The organism is Testudinibacter sp. TW-1 (assembly GCF_050613185.1).
In the GTDB taxonomy this organism is placed as follows: Bacteria; Pseudomonadota; Gammaproteobacteria; order Enterobacterales; family Pasteurellaceae; genus Chelonobacter.
In genome coordinates, this window is record NZ_CP192511.1 from 2,470,335 (window position 1) to 2,486,572 (window position 16,238).

19 protein-coding genes are annotated in these 16,238 nt (G+C 43.4%); 6 read left to right on the forward strand and 13 right to left on the reverse strand.

Annotation, left to right across the window (positions count from 1 at the left end; all coding sequences use genetic code 11):
• Positions 1-45 precede the first annotated feature (45 nt).
• Positions 46-1,335: a serine--tRNA ligase gene (gene serS, locus ACQ31U_RS11870; RefSeq protein ID WP_431052342.1), complete on the reverse strand. Its 1,290-nt coding sequence runs from the start codon at positions 1,333-1,335 to the stop codon at positions 46-48.
• A gap of 309 nt (positions 1,336-1,644) precedes the next feature.
• On the opposite strand from serS, the gene ACQ31U_RS11875 reads away from it, so the two are divergent.
• The 6 genes from ACQ31U_RS11875 (at position 1,645) to ACQ31U_RS11900 (ending at position 9,264) form a co-directional block, all read left to right on the forward strand.
• The gene (locus tag ACQ31U_RS11875) at positions 1,645-2,853 is read left to right on the forward strand and encodes an aldose 1-epimerase family protein (RefSeq protein WP_431052344.1); all 1,209 of its coding nucleotides are present in this window, start codon (positions 1,645-1,647) and stop codon (positions 2,851-2,853) included.
• Between the two features lie 198 nt (positions 2,854-3,051).
• Positions 3,052-4,506, forward strand: a complete 1,455-nt coding sequence (aldA, locus tag ACQ31U_RS11880) for an aldehyde dehydrogenase (RefSeq protein WP_431052346.1) — start codon at positions 3,052-3,054, stop codon at positions 4,504-4,506.
• Positions 4,507-4,765: 259 nt separating this feature from the next.
• Complete coding sequence (locus tag ACQ31U_RS11885) at positions 4,766-6,346, forward strand: L-lactate permease (RefSeq protein ID WP_431052348.1); 1,581 nt, start codon at positions 4,766-4,768, stop codon at positions 6,344-6,346.
• Positions 6,347-6,395: 49 nt separating this feature from the next.
• A complete protein-coding gene (locus tag ACQ31U_RS11890) occupies positions 6,396-7,115 on the forward strand; it encodes a (Fe-S)-binding protein (protein WP_431052350.1) in 720 nt (239 codons plus the stop codon).
• Between the two features lie 10 nt (positions 7,116-7,125).
• Complete coding sequence (locus tag ACQ31U_RS11895) at positions 7,126-8,529, forward strand: LutB/LldF family L-lactate oxidation iron-sulfur protein (protein WP_431052352.1); 1,404 nt, start codon at positions 7,126-7,128, stop codon at positions 8,527-8,529.
• A gap of 30 nt (positions 8,530-8,559) precedes the next feature.
• Complete coding sequence (locus ACQ31U_RS11900; RefSeq protein ID WP_431052354.1) at positions 8,560-9,264, forward strand: LutC/YkgG family protein; 705 nt, start codon at positions 8,560-8,562, stop codon at positions 9,262-9,264.
• 71 nt (positions 9,265-9,335) lie between these two features.
• Here ACQ31U_RS11900 and ACQ31U_RS11905 read toward each other — a convergent pair whose 3' ends face one another.
• The 12 genes from ACQ31U_RS11905 to ACQ31U_RS11960 all read right to left on the reverse strand — a co-directional run bounded on the left by ACQ31U_RS11905 (position 9,336) and on the right by ACQ31U_RS11960 (position 16,209).
• The gene (locus tag ACQ31U_RS11905; RefSeq protein ID WP_431052355.1) at positions 9,336-9,584 is read right to left on the reverse strand and encodes a hypothetical protein; all 249 of its coding nucleotides are present in this window, start codon (positions 9,582-9,584) and stop codon (positions 9,336-9,338) included.
• Positions 9,585-9,645: 61 nt separating this feature from the next.
• Positions 9,646-10,134 carry an ESPR domain-containing protein gene (locus ACQ31U_RS11910; protein WP_431052357.1) on the reverse strand — a complete coding sequence of 163 codons (489 nt, stop codon included), beginning with the start codon at positions 10,132-10,134 and terminating at the stop codon, positions 9,646-9,648.
• Positions 10,135-10,178: 44 nt separating this feature from the next.
• Positions 10,179-10,760, reverse strand: a complete 582-nt coding sequence (locus tag ACQ31U_RS11915) for a hypothetical protein (protein WP_431052359.1) — start codon at positions 10,758-10,760, stop codon at positions 10,179-10,181.
• Positions 10,747-12,072, reverse strand: a complete 1,326-nt coding sequence (locus ACQ31U_RS11920; RefSeq protein ID WP_431052361.1) for a hypothetical protein — start codon at positions 12,070-12,072, stop codon at positions 10,747-10,749. Before ACQ31U_RS11920 ends, ACQ31U_RS11915 begins: the two co-directional genes overlap by 14 nt.
• Positions 12,073-12,207: 135 nt before the next feature.
• Complete coding sequence (locus tag ACQ31U_RS11925) at positions 12,208-12,480, reverse strand: hypothetical protein (RefSeq protein ID WP_431052363.1); 273 nt, start codon at positions 12,478-12,480, stop codon at positions 12,208-12,210.
• Positions 12,481-12,591: 111 nt separating this feature from the next.
• Positions 12,592-12,963 (reverse strand): Imm8 family immunity protein, encoded by a 372-nt coding sequence (locus tag ACQ31U_RS11930; protein ID WP_431052365.1) that lies wholly within the window; start codon positions 12,961-12,963, stop codon positions 12,592-12,594.
• A gap of 1 nt (position 12,964) precedes the next feature.
• Positions 12,965-13,180 carry a hypothetical protein gene (locus ACQ31U_RS11935; RefSeq protein ID WP_431052367.1) on the reverse strand — a complete coding sequence of 72 codons (216 nt, stop codon included), beginning with the start codon at positions 13,178-13,180 and terminating at the stop codon, positions 12,965-12,967.
• A gap of 99 nt (positions 13,181-13,279) precedes the next feature.
• Positions 13,280-13,645, reverse strand: a complete 366-nt coding sequence (locus ACQ31U_RS11940; protein WP_431052369.1) for an Imm8 family immunity protein — start codon at positions 13,643-13,645, stop codon at positions 13,280-13,282.
• 2 nt (positions 13,646-13,647) lie between these two features.
• The gene (locus tag ACQ31U_RS11945; protein WP_431052371.1) at positions 13,648-14,622 is read right to left on the reverse strand and encodes a hypothetical protein; all 975 of its coding nucleotides are present in this window, start codon (positions 14,620-14,622) and stop codon (positions 13,648-13,650) included.
• Positions 14,623-14,685: 63 nt separating this feature from the next.
• Positions 14,686-15,204, reverse strand: a complete 519-nt coding sequence (locus ACQ31U_RS11950) for a hypothetical protein (RefSeq protein ID WP_431052373.1) — start codon at positions 15,202-15,204, stop codon at positions 14,686-14,688.
• A 190-nt stretch (positions 15,205-15,394) separates the two neighbouring features.
• On the reverse strand, positions 15,395-15,958 hold the full coding sequence (locus ACQ31U_RS11955) for an ankyrin repeat domain-containing protein (RefSeq protein WP_431052375.1): 564 nt from the start codon (positions 15,956-15,958) through the stop codon (positions 15,395-15,397).
• Between the two features lie 2 nt (positions 15,959-15,960).
• Positions 15,961-16,209, reverse strand: coding sequence for a GH-E family nuclease (locus tag ACQ31U_RS11960; RefSeq protein WP_431052377.1), 249 nt, complete (start codon positions 16,207-16,209; stop codon positions 15,961-15,963).
• Positions 16,210-16,238 lie beyond the last annotated feature (29 nt).

Consider the following 16,238-nt stretch of genomic DNA (forward strand, 5'->3'; position numbering starts at 1 on the left):
CCCTCCGCCAGCGGAGGGAGGCTTATTCCTGAAAAGTGCGGTCTGTTACTTGCCGATAAACGCCAATCCGCCCATATACGGTTGCAACACACTTGGGATCGCAATTGAACCGTCGGCTTGTTGGTAATTTTCTAAAATCGCCACCAAAGTGCGTCCAACCGCCAAACCCGAGCCGTTCAAGGTATGCACCAAACGGGTTTTCTTATCCCCTTTCATTCGGCAACGGGCTTGCATACGGCGCGCTTGGAAATCCCACATATTGGAACAAGAGGAAATTTCACGGTAGGTATTTTGCGCCGGCAGCCACACTTCCAAATCGTAGGTTTTGCTTGAACCGAAGCCCATATCACCGCTGCACAGCAACACTTTACGATAAGGCAAGCCCAACAGTTGCAACACTTTTTCCGCGTGCCCGGTTAACTCTTCCAATGCGTCCATCGATTTTTCCGGCGCAACGATTTGTACCATTTCCACCTTGTCGAACTGGTGCATACGAATCAAACCGCGGGTATCACGTCCGTAAGATCCCGCCTCGGAGCGGAAACACGGCGTATGTGCCGTCATTTTGATCGGCAGTTGCTCTTCGTCTAAAATTTCACCGCGCACCAAATTCGTCACCGGCACTTCCGCAGTCGGGATCAACGCATACGGCTGCTCGCCTGCCAGCGCGGCAGTATGAAACAGATCTTCGCCGAATTTCGGTAATTGCCCCGTGCCGTATAGGGTTTCATGATTGACTAAATACGGCACATAGGTTTCCAAATAGCCGTGCTGTTCGGTGTGCAAATCCAACATAAACTGGCTCAACGCACGGTGCAATTTAGCAATCTGCCCTTTCATCACCACAAAACGCGCCCCCGCCAGTTTCACACCGGCGCCAAAATCCAAACCTTGCGCATTTTCACCCAGTGTGACGTGATCTTGCACCGTGAAATCATACTGTTTCGGCTCGCCCCAACGCAACACTTCCAAATTATCCTGCTCGTCTTTCCCCAATGGCACTTCGTCCGCCGGGATATTCGGAATGTTCAGCGCGATTTGTTGCAATTCGCGCTGTACCGCCTCAAGTGCGGTTTTAGCTTGTTCCAATTCATTGCCCATTGAATCGACTTCCGCCAGCAACGTCTGAATATCTTCCCCGCGCGCTTTCGCTTGCCCGATACTTTTCGAACGGGCATTACGCTCCGCTTGCAAGGTTTCGGTTTTCACCTGCAACGCTTTACGCTGATCTTCCAGTTCGGTGATTTTCGCCGTATCCAAGTTAAAATTTCGTCTGATTTTTAGTTTTTCAGCAGTTTCTGCCAGATTATTGCGCAATAAATTCGGATCAATCATCTTAATTTGCCTGTGGTTTTTGTCTATGTGAAAGCGCACGGAATAACCGCACTTTGCCTAAAAATGAGGGTTATTTTAGCCCTTATTCCACTAAGTGACTAGTCTAAAATGGAAATTCTCATCTGAAGCACGCTAAAACGCACAGCGAGTTTGATCCTCTCGTCTGCGATTATTCGATTTTCTGTGATCGACCTCACCAAATAGAGCAGTGGCAGTTTTTATTTTGACAAAATTGACTACAATTAAATCAGCTTAATCGTTTTTTCTTATGTATAAAGCAATTCACCAAACCCAAAAGGAGTCATTATTATGAAGCGTTCACTTATTGCAATCACCTTGCTTTCCTTATTAGCCACCCCGGCAATCGCTAAAGAGTTTGTTATCACAGATGCCCAAGCCGGCACGGATGTGGGGAATTGGAGTATTGATAATAAAGCGTTGGGGATCGACAAAACGTTTAGTGTCAAACAACGCGTGCTACACGGTGGCAAACAAGAAGGCGTGCGCGTGATTGATATCGATAACGGAGTGATGACAATTACCCTGATTCCAACGCGTGGTATGGATATTTTCGAAGTCAAGAGCGGTGATATCCGCTTGGGCTGGGATTCGCCGGTAAAAGAAATCGTCAACCCTGCTTTTATCGAATTGGAAAGCCGCAACGGCTTGGGCTGGCTGGACGGCTTTAATGAAATGATGGTGCGCTGCGGCTTTGAATGGACCGGACATCCGGGAATTGACGATGACGGACAGTTGCTCAGTCTGCACGGTCGCGCCGGTAACACCCCGGCTTCAACCGTAATTGTCGATATTGCCGACGAAGCGCCTTACACCATTACGGTCAAAGGTTCGGTATATGAGAAAACCTTCAAGAAAAACGACTATGAAGTGTGGGCGGGCTTGAGTGTGGTACCGGGCGAAAAATCGTTTGCATTGCACGATGAACTGACCAATCTGGGCGATTATGAAAACGAATACCAAATCATTTATCACAGCAACTACGGACAACCGTTGTTGGAAGACGGCGCCAAATTCAGTGCCGCAATCAAAGAGGTTTCACCGTTTAACCAACGTGCCGTCGGCGAAATGAAAACCTGGAACCAATATGCCGGTCCAACCGTTGATTATGATGAAACCGTGTATAACATCGTGCCTTACGCCGATGCCAACGGCAAAACGCTAGCGATGCTGGAAAACAAAGCCGGTGATAAAGGTATCGCCGTCGGGTTTGACGTAGAACAATTGCCGGTGCTGACCATGTGGAAAAACACTGACACCTTGAAACAAGGCTATGTCACCGGGATCGAACCGGGCACCAGCTACGCGTATAACCGCAAATACCAACGCGATCTAGGCTTAGTGCCGAAAATCAAAGCCGGTGAAACTAAAAAATTCGATCTGACTTTCACCATTTTGGACAGCAAAGAAGCGGTACAGAAAGCGGCACAAGCTATCGCTGATATTCAAGGTGATCGCGAAATTACCGTGCTGGAAACGCCATTGGTGAAATTGCCTTAATGACCTCTTCTCCCTCATTATCAAGGCGCTATTTGGCGCCTTGATTTTTTCGGCTAACGCTATCATACGGATAAAATGTTACTTTTTTGCTAATTAATTGTTGTTTTTGTGAACTTTGACACCTTATTGATACTGAAAATAGGTTATATTTGAAACGCTTTACACCATTTCTTTTCCTATCAACCTAGCGAGGTGCCTATGACAATCTCAGCAGTCAAAAAACTAGCAATGTATATTAACGGCGAATTTGTTACTGATTTTAACGGAATTTATCGTGATGTGTTAAACCCGGCAACCGAAGAAGTGATCGCGCACGAGCCGAAAGGCGGAACCGCCGAAGTCGATTTGGCCGTCGCCGCCGCCAAACAAGCGCAAACCGAATGGGAACAAACCCCGGCGGTGCAACGCGGTGCGTATTTACGCAAAATCGCGCAAGGCATTCGCGCAAGAGAACAGGAATTGACTGATACCATTGTTGCCGAAGGTGGGAAAACCAAAGAACTGGCGCAAGTGGAAGTGTTATTCACCGCCGATTATCTGGATTACCAAGCGGAATGGGCACGCCGCTACGAAGGCGAAATCATTCAAAGTGATCGGTCGAACGAGAATATTTTCCTGTTTAAACGTCCGCACGGTGTGGTTGCCGGCATTTTGCCGTGGAATTTCCCGTTTTTCCTCATCGCGCGTAAAATGGGGCCGGCGCTGTTGACCGGCAATACCATTGTGATCAAACCCTCCAGCGTCACCCCGATTAATACTTATATTTTTGCCGAAATCGCCCATGCCGCCGGTCTGCCGAAAGGGGTTTTTAACGTGGTCAACGGCGCAGGCGCAGAGATCGGCAACCACTTGGCACAACATCCGCAAGTCGATTTGGTCAGCCTGACCGGCTCGGTCGAAGCCGGGCGCCAAGTGATGATTGCCGCCGCACAAAATATTACCAAGGTATCCTTGGAATTGGGCGGCAAAGCTCCTGCAATCGTATTGAAAGACGCGGATTTGGATCTGGCGGTCAAATCCATCGTGGCTTCACGCGTGATTAACAGCGGGCAAGTGTGCAATTGCGCCGAGCGGGTTTATGTACATCAAGACGTACACGACGCTTTTGTCGGCAAATTGACTGCCGCCATGCAGCAAGTGCGGTTCGGCAATCCTGCAACCGCGCAAGATAACCTGGATATGGGGCCGCTGGTCGAAAAAAGAGCGGTTGACGCCGTTGCCGCCAAAGTGGAAAAAGCCGTCAGCCAAGGGGCTACCCTGCATTTGGGCGGAAAGCGCCCGCAACAAAAAGGCTTTTTCTTTGAACCGACCATTTTGACCAACGTGAAAAATGACATGGACATCATGCACGAAGAAACTTTCGGTCCGGTGCTGCCGGTTGCCACCTTCGCCACATTAGACGAGGCGGTTGCAATGGCAAATAACAGCGTCTTCGGCTTGACCAGCTCGGTTTATACCGAAAGCCTGAATGACGCGTTTTATGTCACCCGCCGCTTACAATTTGGTGAAACTTACATCAACCGCGAAAACTTTGAAGCAATGCAAGGTTTCCATGCCGGCTGGAAGCAATCCGGGATCGGCGGTGCCGACGGAAAACACGGACTGGAAGAATATTTACTGACTCAAATGGTGTATTTACAAACCCCTCGCTAATACTGATTGAGTACTCCTTTATCCAACCGCACTTGGTATAACAAACCGATCAAAGTGCGGTTTTTTACCGTGCAATTGTTTAAATTTAAAGCAACCTGTTGAAACCACTCCATTTCTAGCTATTTTAATCACAAAATTGCGATCTATATCACAATTCATTTTCTTTTATTACATTAATATAACACCCTGCAATAGCAATGTTATATTTATGGTTATTTCTTAACATTTCTCTTTTTTATATAACCCAAGGACTTTTATAATGGCTTTAACACTCAGTCTTTTTCCGATCGTTTTGCTTATCTATCTAATGGTGAAACGAAACAGCATGCCTTCTTACATCGCCCTTCCTCTAATCGCCTTATTGGTTTATGTTTTACAATTAACTTATTTTGAGCAAGATTTCACCCTGCTCAACGCCAATGTGATTTCCGGGATTATTTCCACCCAAACGCCGGTTACGATTATTTTCGGTGCGATTCTTTTTAACCGCATGATGGAAATTTCCGGTGCGATTAATGTGCTGCGTCGTTGGTTATCGAATATCAACCCGAATCCTGTTGCGCAATTAATGATTATCGGTTGGGCGTTTGCCTTTATGATTGAGGGTGCTTCCGGTTTTGGTACGCCTGCCGCGATTGCCGCGCCAATTCTGGTCGGTTTGGGTTTTAATCCGATTAAAGTTGCGGTCTTTGCGTTAGTGATGAACTCAGTGCCGGTTTCGTTCGGCGCCGTCGGTACGCCGACTTGGTTCGGATTTGCCCCGTTGAATCTGGGGGAAGATGTGTTGCTGGATATCGGGTATAAAAGCGCCTTGATCCACTTCTTCGCCGGCTTAGTCGTTCCGGTGATTGCGTTACGCTTTGTGACCACATGGCAAGAAATCCGCAAAAACATACTGTTTATTTACCTGTGTATTCTGGCGTGTACCGTACCTTACCTGCTACTTGCCAGCGTAAACTATGAATTCCCGTCTTTAGTGGGCGGCGCCGTCGGCTTGTTAATTTCCATTTTGTTGGCAAATAAAGGCATTGGCTTGGCAAAAGGCGAGCAACATGACATGCAGGATCCGGTTTCCGCGGCAACCGTCTTTAAAGCGATGTTGCCAACCATGATGTTGATTGTCATTCTGATTGTCACCCGTATCCACCAATTAGGTATCAAAGCCCTACTGAACGACGCCACCACCTGGTTTAGCGTTTCGCTGGGTCATTTCGGGCAATTTGAAGTCAGCCGCGCGTTGATTCTTTCCCTGAAAAACATTTTGGGACAAGGCGTCAGCGACAGTTATAAAACCCTGTATGTACCGTCTCTGATTCCATTTATTGTGACGGTATTCATTTCTTTATTCTTGTTCAAAGTCAAAGCTTCGGACAGCAAACTGATTTTCTCCAGCACCTTTAAGCAAACCAAAAAACCGTTTTTTGCCTTAATCGGCGCCTTGATCATGGTCAAATTGATGTTGGTCGGCGGCGAAAATTCGATGGTGCAAACAATCGGACGCGATTTTGCCGCGGCAACCGGCGCGAACTGGACTTATTTTTCAGCCTATTTAGGCGCTATCGGTTCTTTCTTCTCCGGATCAAACACCGTATCCAATTTAACCTTTGGCGGCATCCAATATTCGATTGCGCAAACTACCGCACTTTCCATTCCGTTGACCTTGGCGCTGCAATCCGTCGGCGGCGCAATGGGAAATATGGTGTGTATTAATAATGTGATCGCCGTTTGTTCAGTGTTGGATGTTAAAAATCAAGAAGGCGCAATTATCAAGAAAACCGTTATTCCAATGGTAATTTACGGTATTATAGCCGCACTGGTCGCAACCCTGATTTTATCTTAGTTTTTTCTGCTGCCGATATTCGGCAGCAACTTATCTTGTTGGAGTATCAATGAACGTTAATTTTTATGTCACCTGCATTGCAGATGCACTAAAAGCCAATGTCGCCAAGCAGAGCGTGTTGTTATTAGAACAGCTCGGCTGTGACATCACTTTTCTGGAAAAACAGGGTTGTTGCGGGCAACCCGCCCTCAACAGCGGTTATAGCAAACAAGCCATTCCCGCTATCAAAAACCTGATTACCACTTTTGAAGCCAATGACTACCCGATCGTCGCACCGGCGGGATCCTGCGTCTATGCGATCAAAACCTATGCCGATTATCTGCAAGACGAACCGGAATGGGCGGCAAGAGCGGTCAAACTTGCCGATCGTTTTCATGATCTGACCGATTTTATCGTCAATAAAATCGGACAAACCGATGTCGGCGCCAAATTGGACGGCAAGGCGGTGTATCACCCGTCCTGTAGCCTGTTCCGCAAATTGGGCGTGGTCGATGAACCGGTTAAACTCTTGCAACAAGTACAAGGCTTGGAATTGCTGCCGATTCAAAATCAAACCACCTGCTGCGGCTTCGGCGGCACGTTCTCGGTGAAAATGGCGGAAATTTCCGGCGAAATGGTGACGGAAAAAACCGAACATATCCGCGAAGTGCAGCCGGATTACCTGATCGGCGCCGATGTCAGTTGTTTGATCAATATCGGCGGTCGCCTGAAACGCGAAGGCAGCCCGATCAAAGTCATGCATATTGCCGAAGTGTTGATGAGTCGTTAAGGAGGAAACCATGTCATTAAGAACCAGCGATATTCCGTTTAAAGAGCGGCTTAACGATGAAATTCACAACGAAGTAATGCGCAAAGCCGTGGTGATGGCACAAGAGCGTATCGGCGCCAACCGCCAAAAAATGGTCGACGAATTGGGACATTGGGAAGAGTGGCGCGAACAAGCGAAAGCCATTCGTAACCATGTTCTGCAAAATCTGGACGCGTATTTGTACCAGCTATCTGAAAAAGTGACGGCAAACGGCGGACATATCTATTTCGCCAACACCGCACAAGACGCCACCGATTACATCAAAAAAATCGCCCGTGAAAAACAGGCGAAAAAAGTGGTGAAATCCAAATCGATGGTGACCGAAGAAATCGGCTTGAATCATGTACTGGAAGCGGAAAATATCAAGGTGATCGAAAGCGATTTAGGCGAATACATTTTGCAACTTGCCGGAGACAAACCGTCGCATATCGTGGTGCCGGCAATTCATAAAGATCGCCACCAAATCCGCAAAGTGCTGCACGAAAAACTGGGCTATCAAGGCGAAGCCACGCCGGAAGAGATGACGCTGTTTATCCGTCAGGCAATCCGCAAAGATTTTCTCGAAGCAGACATCGGTATCAGCGGCTGTAACTTTGCCGTTGCCGAAACCGGTAGCGTTTGCTTGGTTACCAATGAAGGGAATTTACGTCTTGCCACCACCCTGCCGAAAACCCATATTGCGGTGATGGGCATGGAGCGTTTGGCGCCGACCTTTGAAGAAGTGGACGTATTAATCACCCTACTGGCACGAAGTGCGGTCGGCGCCCGTCTGACCAGTTATAACACTTGGCTGACCGGTCCGCGTTTAGCGGGTGAAACCGACGGGCCGGAAGAGTTTCATCTGGTGATTGTCGATAATGGTCGTTCCAAAGCGCTCGGCAGCGAATTCAACGATATTTTGCGTTGTATCCGTTGCGGCGCCTGTTTGAACGTTTGCCCGGCGTACCGTCAAATGGGCGGACACAGCTACGGCTCGATTTATCCGGGACCAATCGGTTCGGTACTGTCGCCGATTTTGGGCGGTTATGAAGATTTTAAAGATCTGCCGTATGCCTGCTCGCTTTGCACCGCTTGTAACCAAGTCTGCCCGGTAAAAATTCCGCTGGCAAACCTGTTGCTGAAACATCGCGGCAAAATGGTGGAACAAGGCATTACCCCGACCATGGAAAAACTGTCTGTACGTATGTTTACCCTTGCTAATAATCATTCCGCACTGTGGAAAGTCGGCATGAATATCGGCGCAAAACTGAGCAAAAAGCTGATTAAAAACGGCAAAGCCCCATTGAATATCGGCGCCATTTCCGAATGGACCAAAGCACGCGATTTGCCGGATGCCGAAGGCGAAAGCTTCCGTCAATGGTTTAAAAATCGCTAGGATGTGGGACTGGAATTCAAGGAAAACACTATGTTAGATCAACAAAACAGACAACAATTTTTAGACCGTTTAGCCACACAGCTGGGCAGACCTTTGCGTCAAGAAGTGGTCGGCAATTACCAAACCGTGACGCAACAACCGACCACCCGTTTGACCGAGTTGGATGATGAGCAACGCTGTGCCGAATTCATCAAGGTTGCCACCGAAGTGATGGCGGTGGAATGCGTCGTCACCACCCGCGCCCAAGCGGCAACCGCACTTTTAGAGCTGTGTGACAAACTGCAAGGCGGCGAGGTGATTCTCAACGATGATCCGCGCCTAAACGAATTCGGCTTGACCCAAGCGGTGCAAAGCCGTTATACCACCCACATTTGGTCAGCCGAAACCGGCGAGCAAAACCGCACTTTTGCCGAAAAAGCCAATATCGGCATTGTCTTCGCCGAATACGGTCTAACCGAATCGGGCGGTATCGTGCTATATTCCTCCGCCGAACGCGGTCGCTCAACCAGTCTACTGCCGCAAATCTCGATTGCGGTCGTGAAAAAAAGCACGATCCTACCGCGTGTGGCACAACTGGCAACCGTCCTGCAGCAAAAAGCCCAACAAGGCGAACGCATGCCGTCTTGCGTCAACATCATCTCCGGTCCAAGTGCCACCGCCGACATAGAACTGGTCAAAGTCATCGGCGTCCACGGCCCGATTAAACAGGTTTATCTGATTATCGAAGATTGTTAATCATTCCGGCTAACTTATAAGATGAAAATGCGTTTTCCAAGAGGAAAGCGCATTTGAGATTGCTGACAAACTTACTTCTCTTCCTCCGCGTGCGGAGGGAGTACCATTTTTCGCAAGAAAAATGGGGGGGAGGGGTAATATAAAAGTGCGGTCGGGATTTCGCCGTTTCTGACGTCCAAATTAATATTTTGGCTGACCGCACTTTGCGTGGTCGTGCTGTCGTCTTTGCTGACATTGCCCAACGCGCTCATCTCCGCCGACATGCCCGCCATCGCCAGATTGCCCATATCGGTCGACAACCCGCCGCTGACACTCTGCATACTGACTTCACTGTGATTCTCAATATTCTCCGTCGTCAGTGTGCCGGTGCTAAAGTAGTTTTTATTTGCCCTGACCGCTATTCGGGTCGCCCTCTTGCTGGGCATAATTTTGACCCTGCGGAGCTAACTTCACGCCGCCGACTTCTTTAGCGCTCTCGCCGCCGCCGACACTGAAACCGCCACTCACTCCAAGCGTACTGCCTTTGTAATTGGCATGGTTTTCAATATCCCGAGAATCTATCGTGCCTGTGCGGAAACGGTTTTTTCCCTTCGATTCTGCCTGTGCCGTTGAGGTGATTAAGCCGCCACTCAATTCAGTATGCCCCTTCACCGCCACTTGGTAGCCGTCATCCCCGGCAAAAATGCCGGATTGTTCTTGCACACTGGCAATTATTAAATCACCGCCGATAGACACACCATCACTAAAGCGTACAGACTTACCTACCGCACTTCTGCGCTCAGAAGGCGTTTTCGATTTTGCCAGCTCCGAAACAACGATAAATTGTTGCTGGGATTGGCTGAATATGATACGGTGACTCGTTTTGTTCAAATTTAATTTTTTCCTTTTTACTTTCCTACAATTAATTCTTGAATTTAGGCTTGAAATTGAGTTATAACCCTTCTGTCATAATCATATAGTTCAATTTCTTTTGATTCTAATTTTGACCAATTATCAATATATATTTCTTCAATATTATGGAATCTCATTAAATAATGTCCATTTTTTACAATACAAAAAGCTTTAAAATCATTAAATATAACAAAAAATTCTCCAGAGTAATCCGAGATCATTGAACCAAAAACTCTATTATAATTGAAAATACTTGACTTTAATTTAGATACTACACTTGGTTTAAAATAATTTAATATGATATTAAATTCACTTTCATCAAAAATCAGTGGTATAGCATAAAAAAATTTAAATTGAGAAATTATGTCCTCCATATAATTTTTCATAATTGCTTCGTCATCATAATCAAAATTTAGAAAATCAATAAACTTGAAATCCCTTAGAATAAATTCAGTGTTATATTCCTCACATTCAAAGTTTATAATTTTTTTATAAAATGATACTATATTATTAAGCTCAAATTCATTCACATTAAAATCTTTTTCATTTAAATCCAGATAAGGATCACAATATTCATACCAAGGTTCCACTCTAATTATTTTCATAACAGACCTCAATAATTTTCTTTCTATCTGGACGCTGCAACTCAATTGTCATAGGACCTGTTTTACTAGGTCTAAAAATAGCCCTTTCTCCTGATGGAAAAACTGCAATTCGTCTATCATTAGAATATGTGATTTTGGCATCTTTAGTTAAATTTTCCCAATCTGTTTCTATTGATACACCTGCTGGTTTCTTGGCATTTTTTACACCGCTGCCAGCCGTAGTATCAATCGCATCGCTTAAATAATTATTAAATCTTTCCAATGAATTTGCTGTTGAACCTTTAAAGTTGCCTAACGTAATATTTTTGCTGTTTACTTTAACCTCATTAAGCAAATATCCTGTAGAATCTCCAACAACAGGCAATTTATCATTCGCACTAACACCTTTCGCTAAAGGTGATAGCATATTATCGACTGATTTAACCGCAACTGACCCTGCTTTTGCCGCCGGCAGCACTTCCGCAACCACCGTTCCGCCTCTGACTAACGGTACAAGTGCGGTTTCGGCAGTCATCTCTTTGCCATATAGGGCATTAACATCCGCTTGATTGTAATGCGTTCTCAGTAAATCCCCTGACGCACTATCAAATGTTGCCCATTTTTCTGTTGCGCAAGCCGTCGGATGTTTTAAGCATTCCGATAAACTGTGTGCCAAATTGCCGGTGACGCCTCGGAGGGTTTCTGTCGGTGAGTTTAAGGCTGCCCTTGCCGCCTCGCTAAGCGCATTACCGCCGTCTTTCACCCCCTCAAAAACAAGATTATTCTTCACTTTCGGCACAAGGGTATTCGTCAGCAACTGATTGTTTTCTCGATTATACCTTGCAGCTAAATCCGAATATTTCCCAATAGAGTAATACTCGTCGCGTGAAGCACTAAACAGGTTTTGTGGTTTGCCGTCGCTGTTGATAAAGCTCACCGCACTTGATGGCGGCACATCGCCTTTTATACCCGAAGCCGACGAAAGAAAACTGTCCGCCGCCGTATCTTGGCTATCTATCATCTTCGACCAGGCATAATCCACCCGTTGTGCCGCCCGCTCAATCAAACGCCGTTCCGCTTCTGCCACGCTAATGCCCTGCTCTTTGGCAAAGGCTGCCGCATTATCCCGTATCCAATCCATTTCTCTCGGGTGCAGCTGCCGGTTATGCCAATCGGTATTGCCGCCTGCGCTCACCGCTGCCGTCCCGCCGCCGCTTGCCGCCCCTATCGCCATACCGGCGCCGATATCCAATACCGCTTTGCCCACCTCGCCCAGCTCTTGACCCAGCGCATTCAAGTGCGGTGCGGCTGCCGAGGTTGTGCCGCTTGCCACCGCGCCGCTGACATTGCCGGTTAAAACACCGCCCGCTATCGCATGAAGTGCAATTTGTCTTTACTTAAATTAGTTACTATTTTATTTGCTAATTTCTTTTTTAAATTACTTATATCAACATAAGACATATTCATATTATTTACCACCTTCTTGATTAGAAGTGGTTTTTTCGCTCTCCCTACTTACGTTTTTCCACTCTCCATAAAAAGGTGGATCAGGCTCAGTTAAACACCATAATTCATCAGTTTCTTTATTAATATACCATGATTTAAAAAAACCATAACTTACCACACCAACAGGTGCTTTCGTTAATTTAAACAAACCGGATTCACATATATTTTTTTTGAAATCAAAAAAATCATCCCAGTTATTAAATTCTAATCTTGGAGCATAACAAAATTCACTCATTTTAATTTGCTCCTCTTTTACTCTCCATAGAAATCAATTAAAAAACCAAATATAACTCACCAATATAGCATCTTCACTTGAAAAAAGCTTTTGATAAATATTCTATCGATACTATTCCTTAACTGTGGACAAAGTCTTATACCTATCATATTCCCAGAGGAAAAATTTAGATAAATTATTAGCAACCTCATACCAGTTTTTCCCATCACAAAGATTAATGCATTCGTTTATATATTTCAATATTTTGTTAAAATCATAATCATCAACTAAAATGGTATTATTTAAAATAACTGGTTTAACATTATTTAACCTTACCCACTCCAATGTACATATAGACACATCAAAATAATCCATTGCCTCACCATCAATCCCACCAATACCTAATAACAATGTTATATGAAAAACATCATTATTAATAGGAATGTATTCTGCTGGTGAAAACTCACCAAACAAATCAGTTATTAATTTTAATTCAGCTTTCATACTAATTCCCTATAATATTTAAATGCGCATTTCCATTTTTTTCTTTTTGATTTGTAACAGGATTTATTTTATATGTTTCAAAGTTAGCTTGAACTCCAGTTTCAACATAGTCAGATTCTTTTACACTAGGAAATCTGTATCCTCTTAATTTATCTGCGCTATTCCAACCTATTATAATATTTTTTACTTTTACATTGGTAAAATCATCTCCAATCATTCTTCTTCCTGAGAACATTAATATCAGTTTGATTGTAATATATTCTAAATAAATTACCCGACACACCATCAAACAGCGTCTATTTTTGATCACATAAAATCAATCCTTGCATTGATAATTTTCATATTCCCAAGAGAAATATTTTCTTAACTTGATCAACACGTCAGACCAAGACTCACCATAAATAGAATCAATAAAATTTTTTATGGATTTTTCTATGTCATCAAAATCATCAAAATCATCAAATATAAAGCTCCCTCCTCCAAACACCATTTTTTTCTCTTTAACCCAGCCAGTATTGAATACATCAACATCAAAGAAATCAGCTCCATCCTTCCCCTTTTCACCTATAGATAAACATAGTGGAATAAAATAAGATGAATCTAATAGCGCATTTTGAGCTTCATCCTTGTTATGGATGTAACCATTAAAATCAATTCTTTTTAATTCTGCAAAGACATACATATTTAATCCTTAATATTAATATGTAAATTACTTTCTGTAATAAACTTACCGTCTTTCATATGCCCCCGTTGGAAATTAGCTTGAATTCCTGTTTCTGCATATGCCGAATATTTTTTAACGCTAGGAGAGCGATATAATCTTGTTCCATCTGCACTAATCCAGCCATTACTAGTTTCTTTTGCCATATCACCAACCCACTCTTTTGCAAGTTTTTTAACCTCTTCCCTAGTTATGTGTCCTTTTTGAGTTAAATTTCCTTTCCCTAAAGCTGCATGTTCTAAAATAGAATTATTTTTTACAATATTATTTAAATTTTCTATCTGCAATTGTTCTTTTAATTTTGGATAAAGGACAACATTTTCTGCACCGCTTGAAATTTTAGTGGTCTGATTTTCATACCCTACTGTTTTATCAACAACAGGCAACTTCTCATTTGCACTAACACCTTTCGCTAAAGGTGATAGCATATTATCGACTGATTTAACCGCAACCGCCCCGGCTTTTGCCGCCGGCAGCACTTCCGCAACCACCGTTCCACCTCTGACTAACGGTACAAGTGCGGTTTCGGCAGTCATCTCTTTGCCATACAGGGCATTAACATCCGCCTGATTGTAATGCGTTCTCAGTAAATCGCCTGATGCACTATCAAATGTTGCCCATTTTTCTGTTGCGCAAGCCGTCGGATGTTTTAAGCATTCCGATAAACTGTGAGCCAAATTGCCGGTGACGCCTCGGAGGGTTTTTGTCGGTGAGGTTAAAACTGCCCTTGCCGCCTCGCTAAGCGCATTACCGCCGTCTTTCACTCCCTCAAAAACAAGATTATTCTTCACTTTCGGCACAAGGGTATTCGTCAGCAACTGATTGTTTTCTCGATTATACCTTGCGGCTAAATCCGAATATTTCCCAATAGAATAATACTCGTCACGTGAAGCACTAAACAGGTTTTGTTGCTTGCCGTCGCTGTTGATAAAGCTCACCGCACCTGTAGAAGATCAAGCGTGATCTTCTACAAATCATCTCTTCAACAAATAATGAAATAATTACCATTTTTCTACTATTTCTAATACTTCAGGATCTTTCGAATATTTTTTAACATATTCCTTCATACTTATTGTTTGTATCCAGTATGGTTCAGCCTCTGCAGGTAAATTATCATAGAATTTATCAGGTAATAATTTTTCAAATATGTGATAAGGCGTTGTAACTATACTGACTTGAATTCTACCTATAGATTTATCCGAGCAAGAACTTTCTTGCAGAAAAAATTCCTCACATACTTCATAAAACGCCTTAAAATATCGACAATATAAATCCCTTATTAGCTCATGTTTTTTTAAAAAATCGTTCTCCAACTTTTTCATTAAGCTATATGCAGCATTAATTTCGTCAAATTTTAAATACCTTTTATATAGTCTATCCGATATTAATTTGTGTCTAACATCACAGTTTATCAATAAAAACTTAATTAAATCATGAAAGAAGTAATTCATTTCAACTCTAGGAGTATTAGAAATAGCTACGAGAGTCAAAGGACCTCTAAATCCTGCCTCTATCATCATTCACCTCTCAAAATACTAATATTTTCAATTTTAATTATATAATTAGTATCAATCATCAGCATTTTATCCACGTGACTACGATTAACCATTCTATTTTTCAACCTAAACATTCTCAGCCTGATATTCATATAATCACTGGTAATTTTATCAAGAGAAATTTGACTTTTAAGCTAGCAAAGATAATTAAAAACTAAGCATATTCCTCTAATTTAGCAAAATAATCTTTATAATCAGGATTATTACCTTTAAATTCTTTTAGTGACTCCAATAAATAATTCTCACCATTAAAATAATGTACATTCCCTCCATTTTTCAACATCAATTCTAATAGATCCAATCTATTAGGGTAACGAATACTCATTCGAAGCGGAATAAGATTATCTTTATTGGGAATATTTGGGTTTGCCCCTGCCTTTAATAACGCAATCGCTCCATCTACATTCTTTGAACGCATTGCATAATGTAATGGGGTCATGCCATACATATCTTGGGCATTTACATCTACGCCATGATCAATATAAAATTGAACCACACTGAGCGGTGCCGCAGATAAAAGATTGCAACGGTGTAACCAATTCCATTTTTCTTTTGGTGTTTTTTCCAAGATATCCAACTTTTTTTCTTCAAAAAATAACTTTTTTAATAATGATAAATCTTCTTCTCTGTTTGCTGCTGTAGCTTGTAAGTCAAAGTCTTTTTCATATAATTCTTGATATCTTTCTTCAAAGGTCTGATTTTTATTTTGTTTAGCCATAATTATTCTCCTGTTGCTCTAAACTTTTTCATATCATCAATAATATCATTTAGATTCCCATTACCCGGCATTTCATCTACATGACTACGGTTAATTGACATATTTTCCAACCTAAAATTATCTGGTCTGGCATTCACATAATCATTAAATTCTTGTCGGGAAAAATTTAATTCATGAGCCGCCAAAGATAAACGTCGATGTTCCCAACCGTAAATATGACCAATATCTATCGGACCTTTGTTATAACCCATCAATTTTTTGATTGATAAATTATCAGTCT

What these genes read in the sequence shown, in the direction of transcription:
- ACQ31U_RS11890 (WP_431052350.1), top strand. Translation starts at nt 6,396, where the DNA reads ATGAACGTTAATTTTTATGTCACCTGCATTGCAGATGCACTAAAAGCC.
- ACQ31U_RS11950 (WP_431052373.1), bottom strand. Translation starts at nt 15,204, where the DNA reads ATGATGATAGAGGCAGGATTTAGAGGTCCTTTGACTCTCGTAGCTATT.
- ACQ31U_RS11895 (WP_431052352.1), top strand. Translation starts at nt 7,126, where the DNA reads ATGTCATTAAGAACCAGCGATATTCCGTTTAAAGAGCGGCTTAACGAT.
- ACQ31U_RS11935 (WP_431052367.1), bottom strand. Translation starts at nt 13,180, where the DNA reads ATGATTGGAGATGATTTTACCAATGTAAAAGTAAAAAATATTATAATA.
- ACQ31U_RS11930 (WP_431052365.1), bottom strand. Translation starts at nt 12,963, where the DNA reads ATGAAAGCTGAATTAAAATTAATAACTGATTTGTTTGGTGAGTTTTCA.
- ACQ31U_RS11905 (WP_431052355.1), bottom strand. Translation starts at nt 9,584, where the DNA reads ATGCAGAGTGTCAGCGGCGGGTTGTCGACCGATATGGGCAATCTGGCG.
- ACQ31U_RS11875 (WP_431052344.1), top strand. Translation starts at nt 1,645, where the DNA reads ATGAAGCGTTCACTTATTGCAATCACCTTGCTTTCCTTATTAGCCACC.
- ACQ31U_RS11960 (WP_431052377.1), bottom strand. Translation starts at nt 16,209, where the DNA reads ATGGGTTATAACAAAGGTCCGATAGATATTGGTCATATTTACGGTTGG.
- ACQ31U_RS11955 (WP_431052375.1), bottom strand. Translation starts at nt 15,958, where the DNA reads ATGGCTAAACAAAATAAAAATCAGACCTTTGAAGAAAGATATCAAGAA.
- ACQ31U_RS11940 (WP_431052369.1), bottom strand. Translation starts at nt 13,645, where the DNA reads ATGTATGTCTTTGCAGAATTAAAAAGAATTGATTTTAATGGTTACATC.
- serS (WP_431052342.1), bottom strand. Translation starts at nt 1,335, where the DNA reads ATGATTGATCCGAATTTATTGCGCAATAATCTGGCAGAAACTGCTGAA.
- ACQ31U_RS11915 (WP_431052359.1), bottom strand. Translation starts at nt 10,760, where the DNA reads ATGAAAATAATTAGAGTGGAACCTTGGTATGAATATTGTGATCCTTAT.
- aldA (WP_431052346.1), top strand. Translation starts at nt 3,052, where the DNA reads ATGACAATCTCAGCAGTCAAAAAACTAGCAATGTATATTAACGGCGAA.
- ACQ31U_RS11925 (WP_431052363.1), bottom strand. Translation starts at nt 12,480, where the DNA reads ATGAGTGAATTTTGTTATGCTCCAAGATTAGAATTTAATAACTGGGAT.
- ACQ31U_RS11900 (WP_431052354.1), top strand. Translation starts at nt 8,560, where the DNA reads ATGTTAGATCAACAAAACAGACAACAATTTTTAGACCGTTTAGCCACA.
- ACQ31U_RS11885 (WP_431052348.1), top strand. Translation starts at nt 4,766, where the DNA reads ATGGCTTTAACACTCAGTCTTTTTCCGATCGTTTTGCTTATCTATCTA.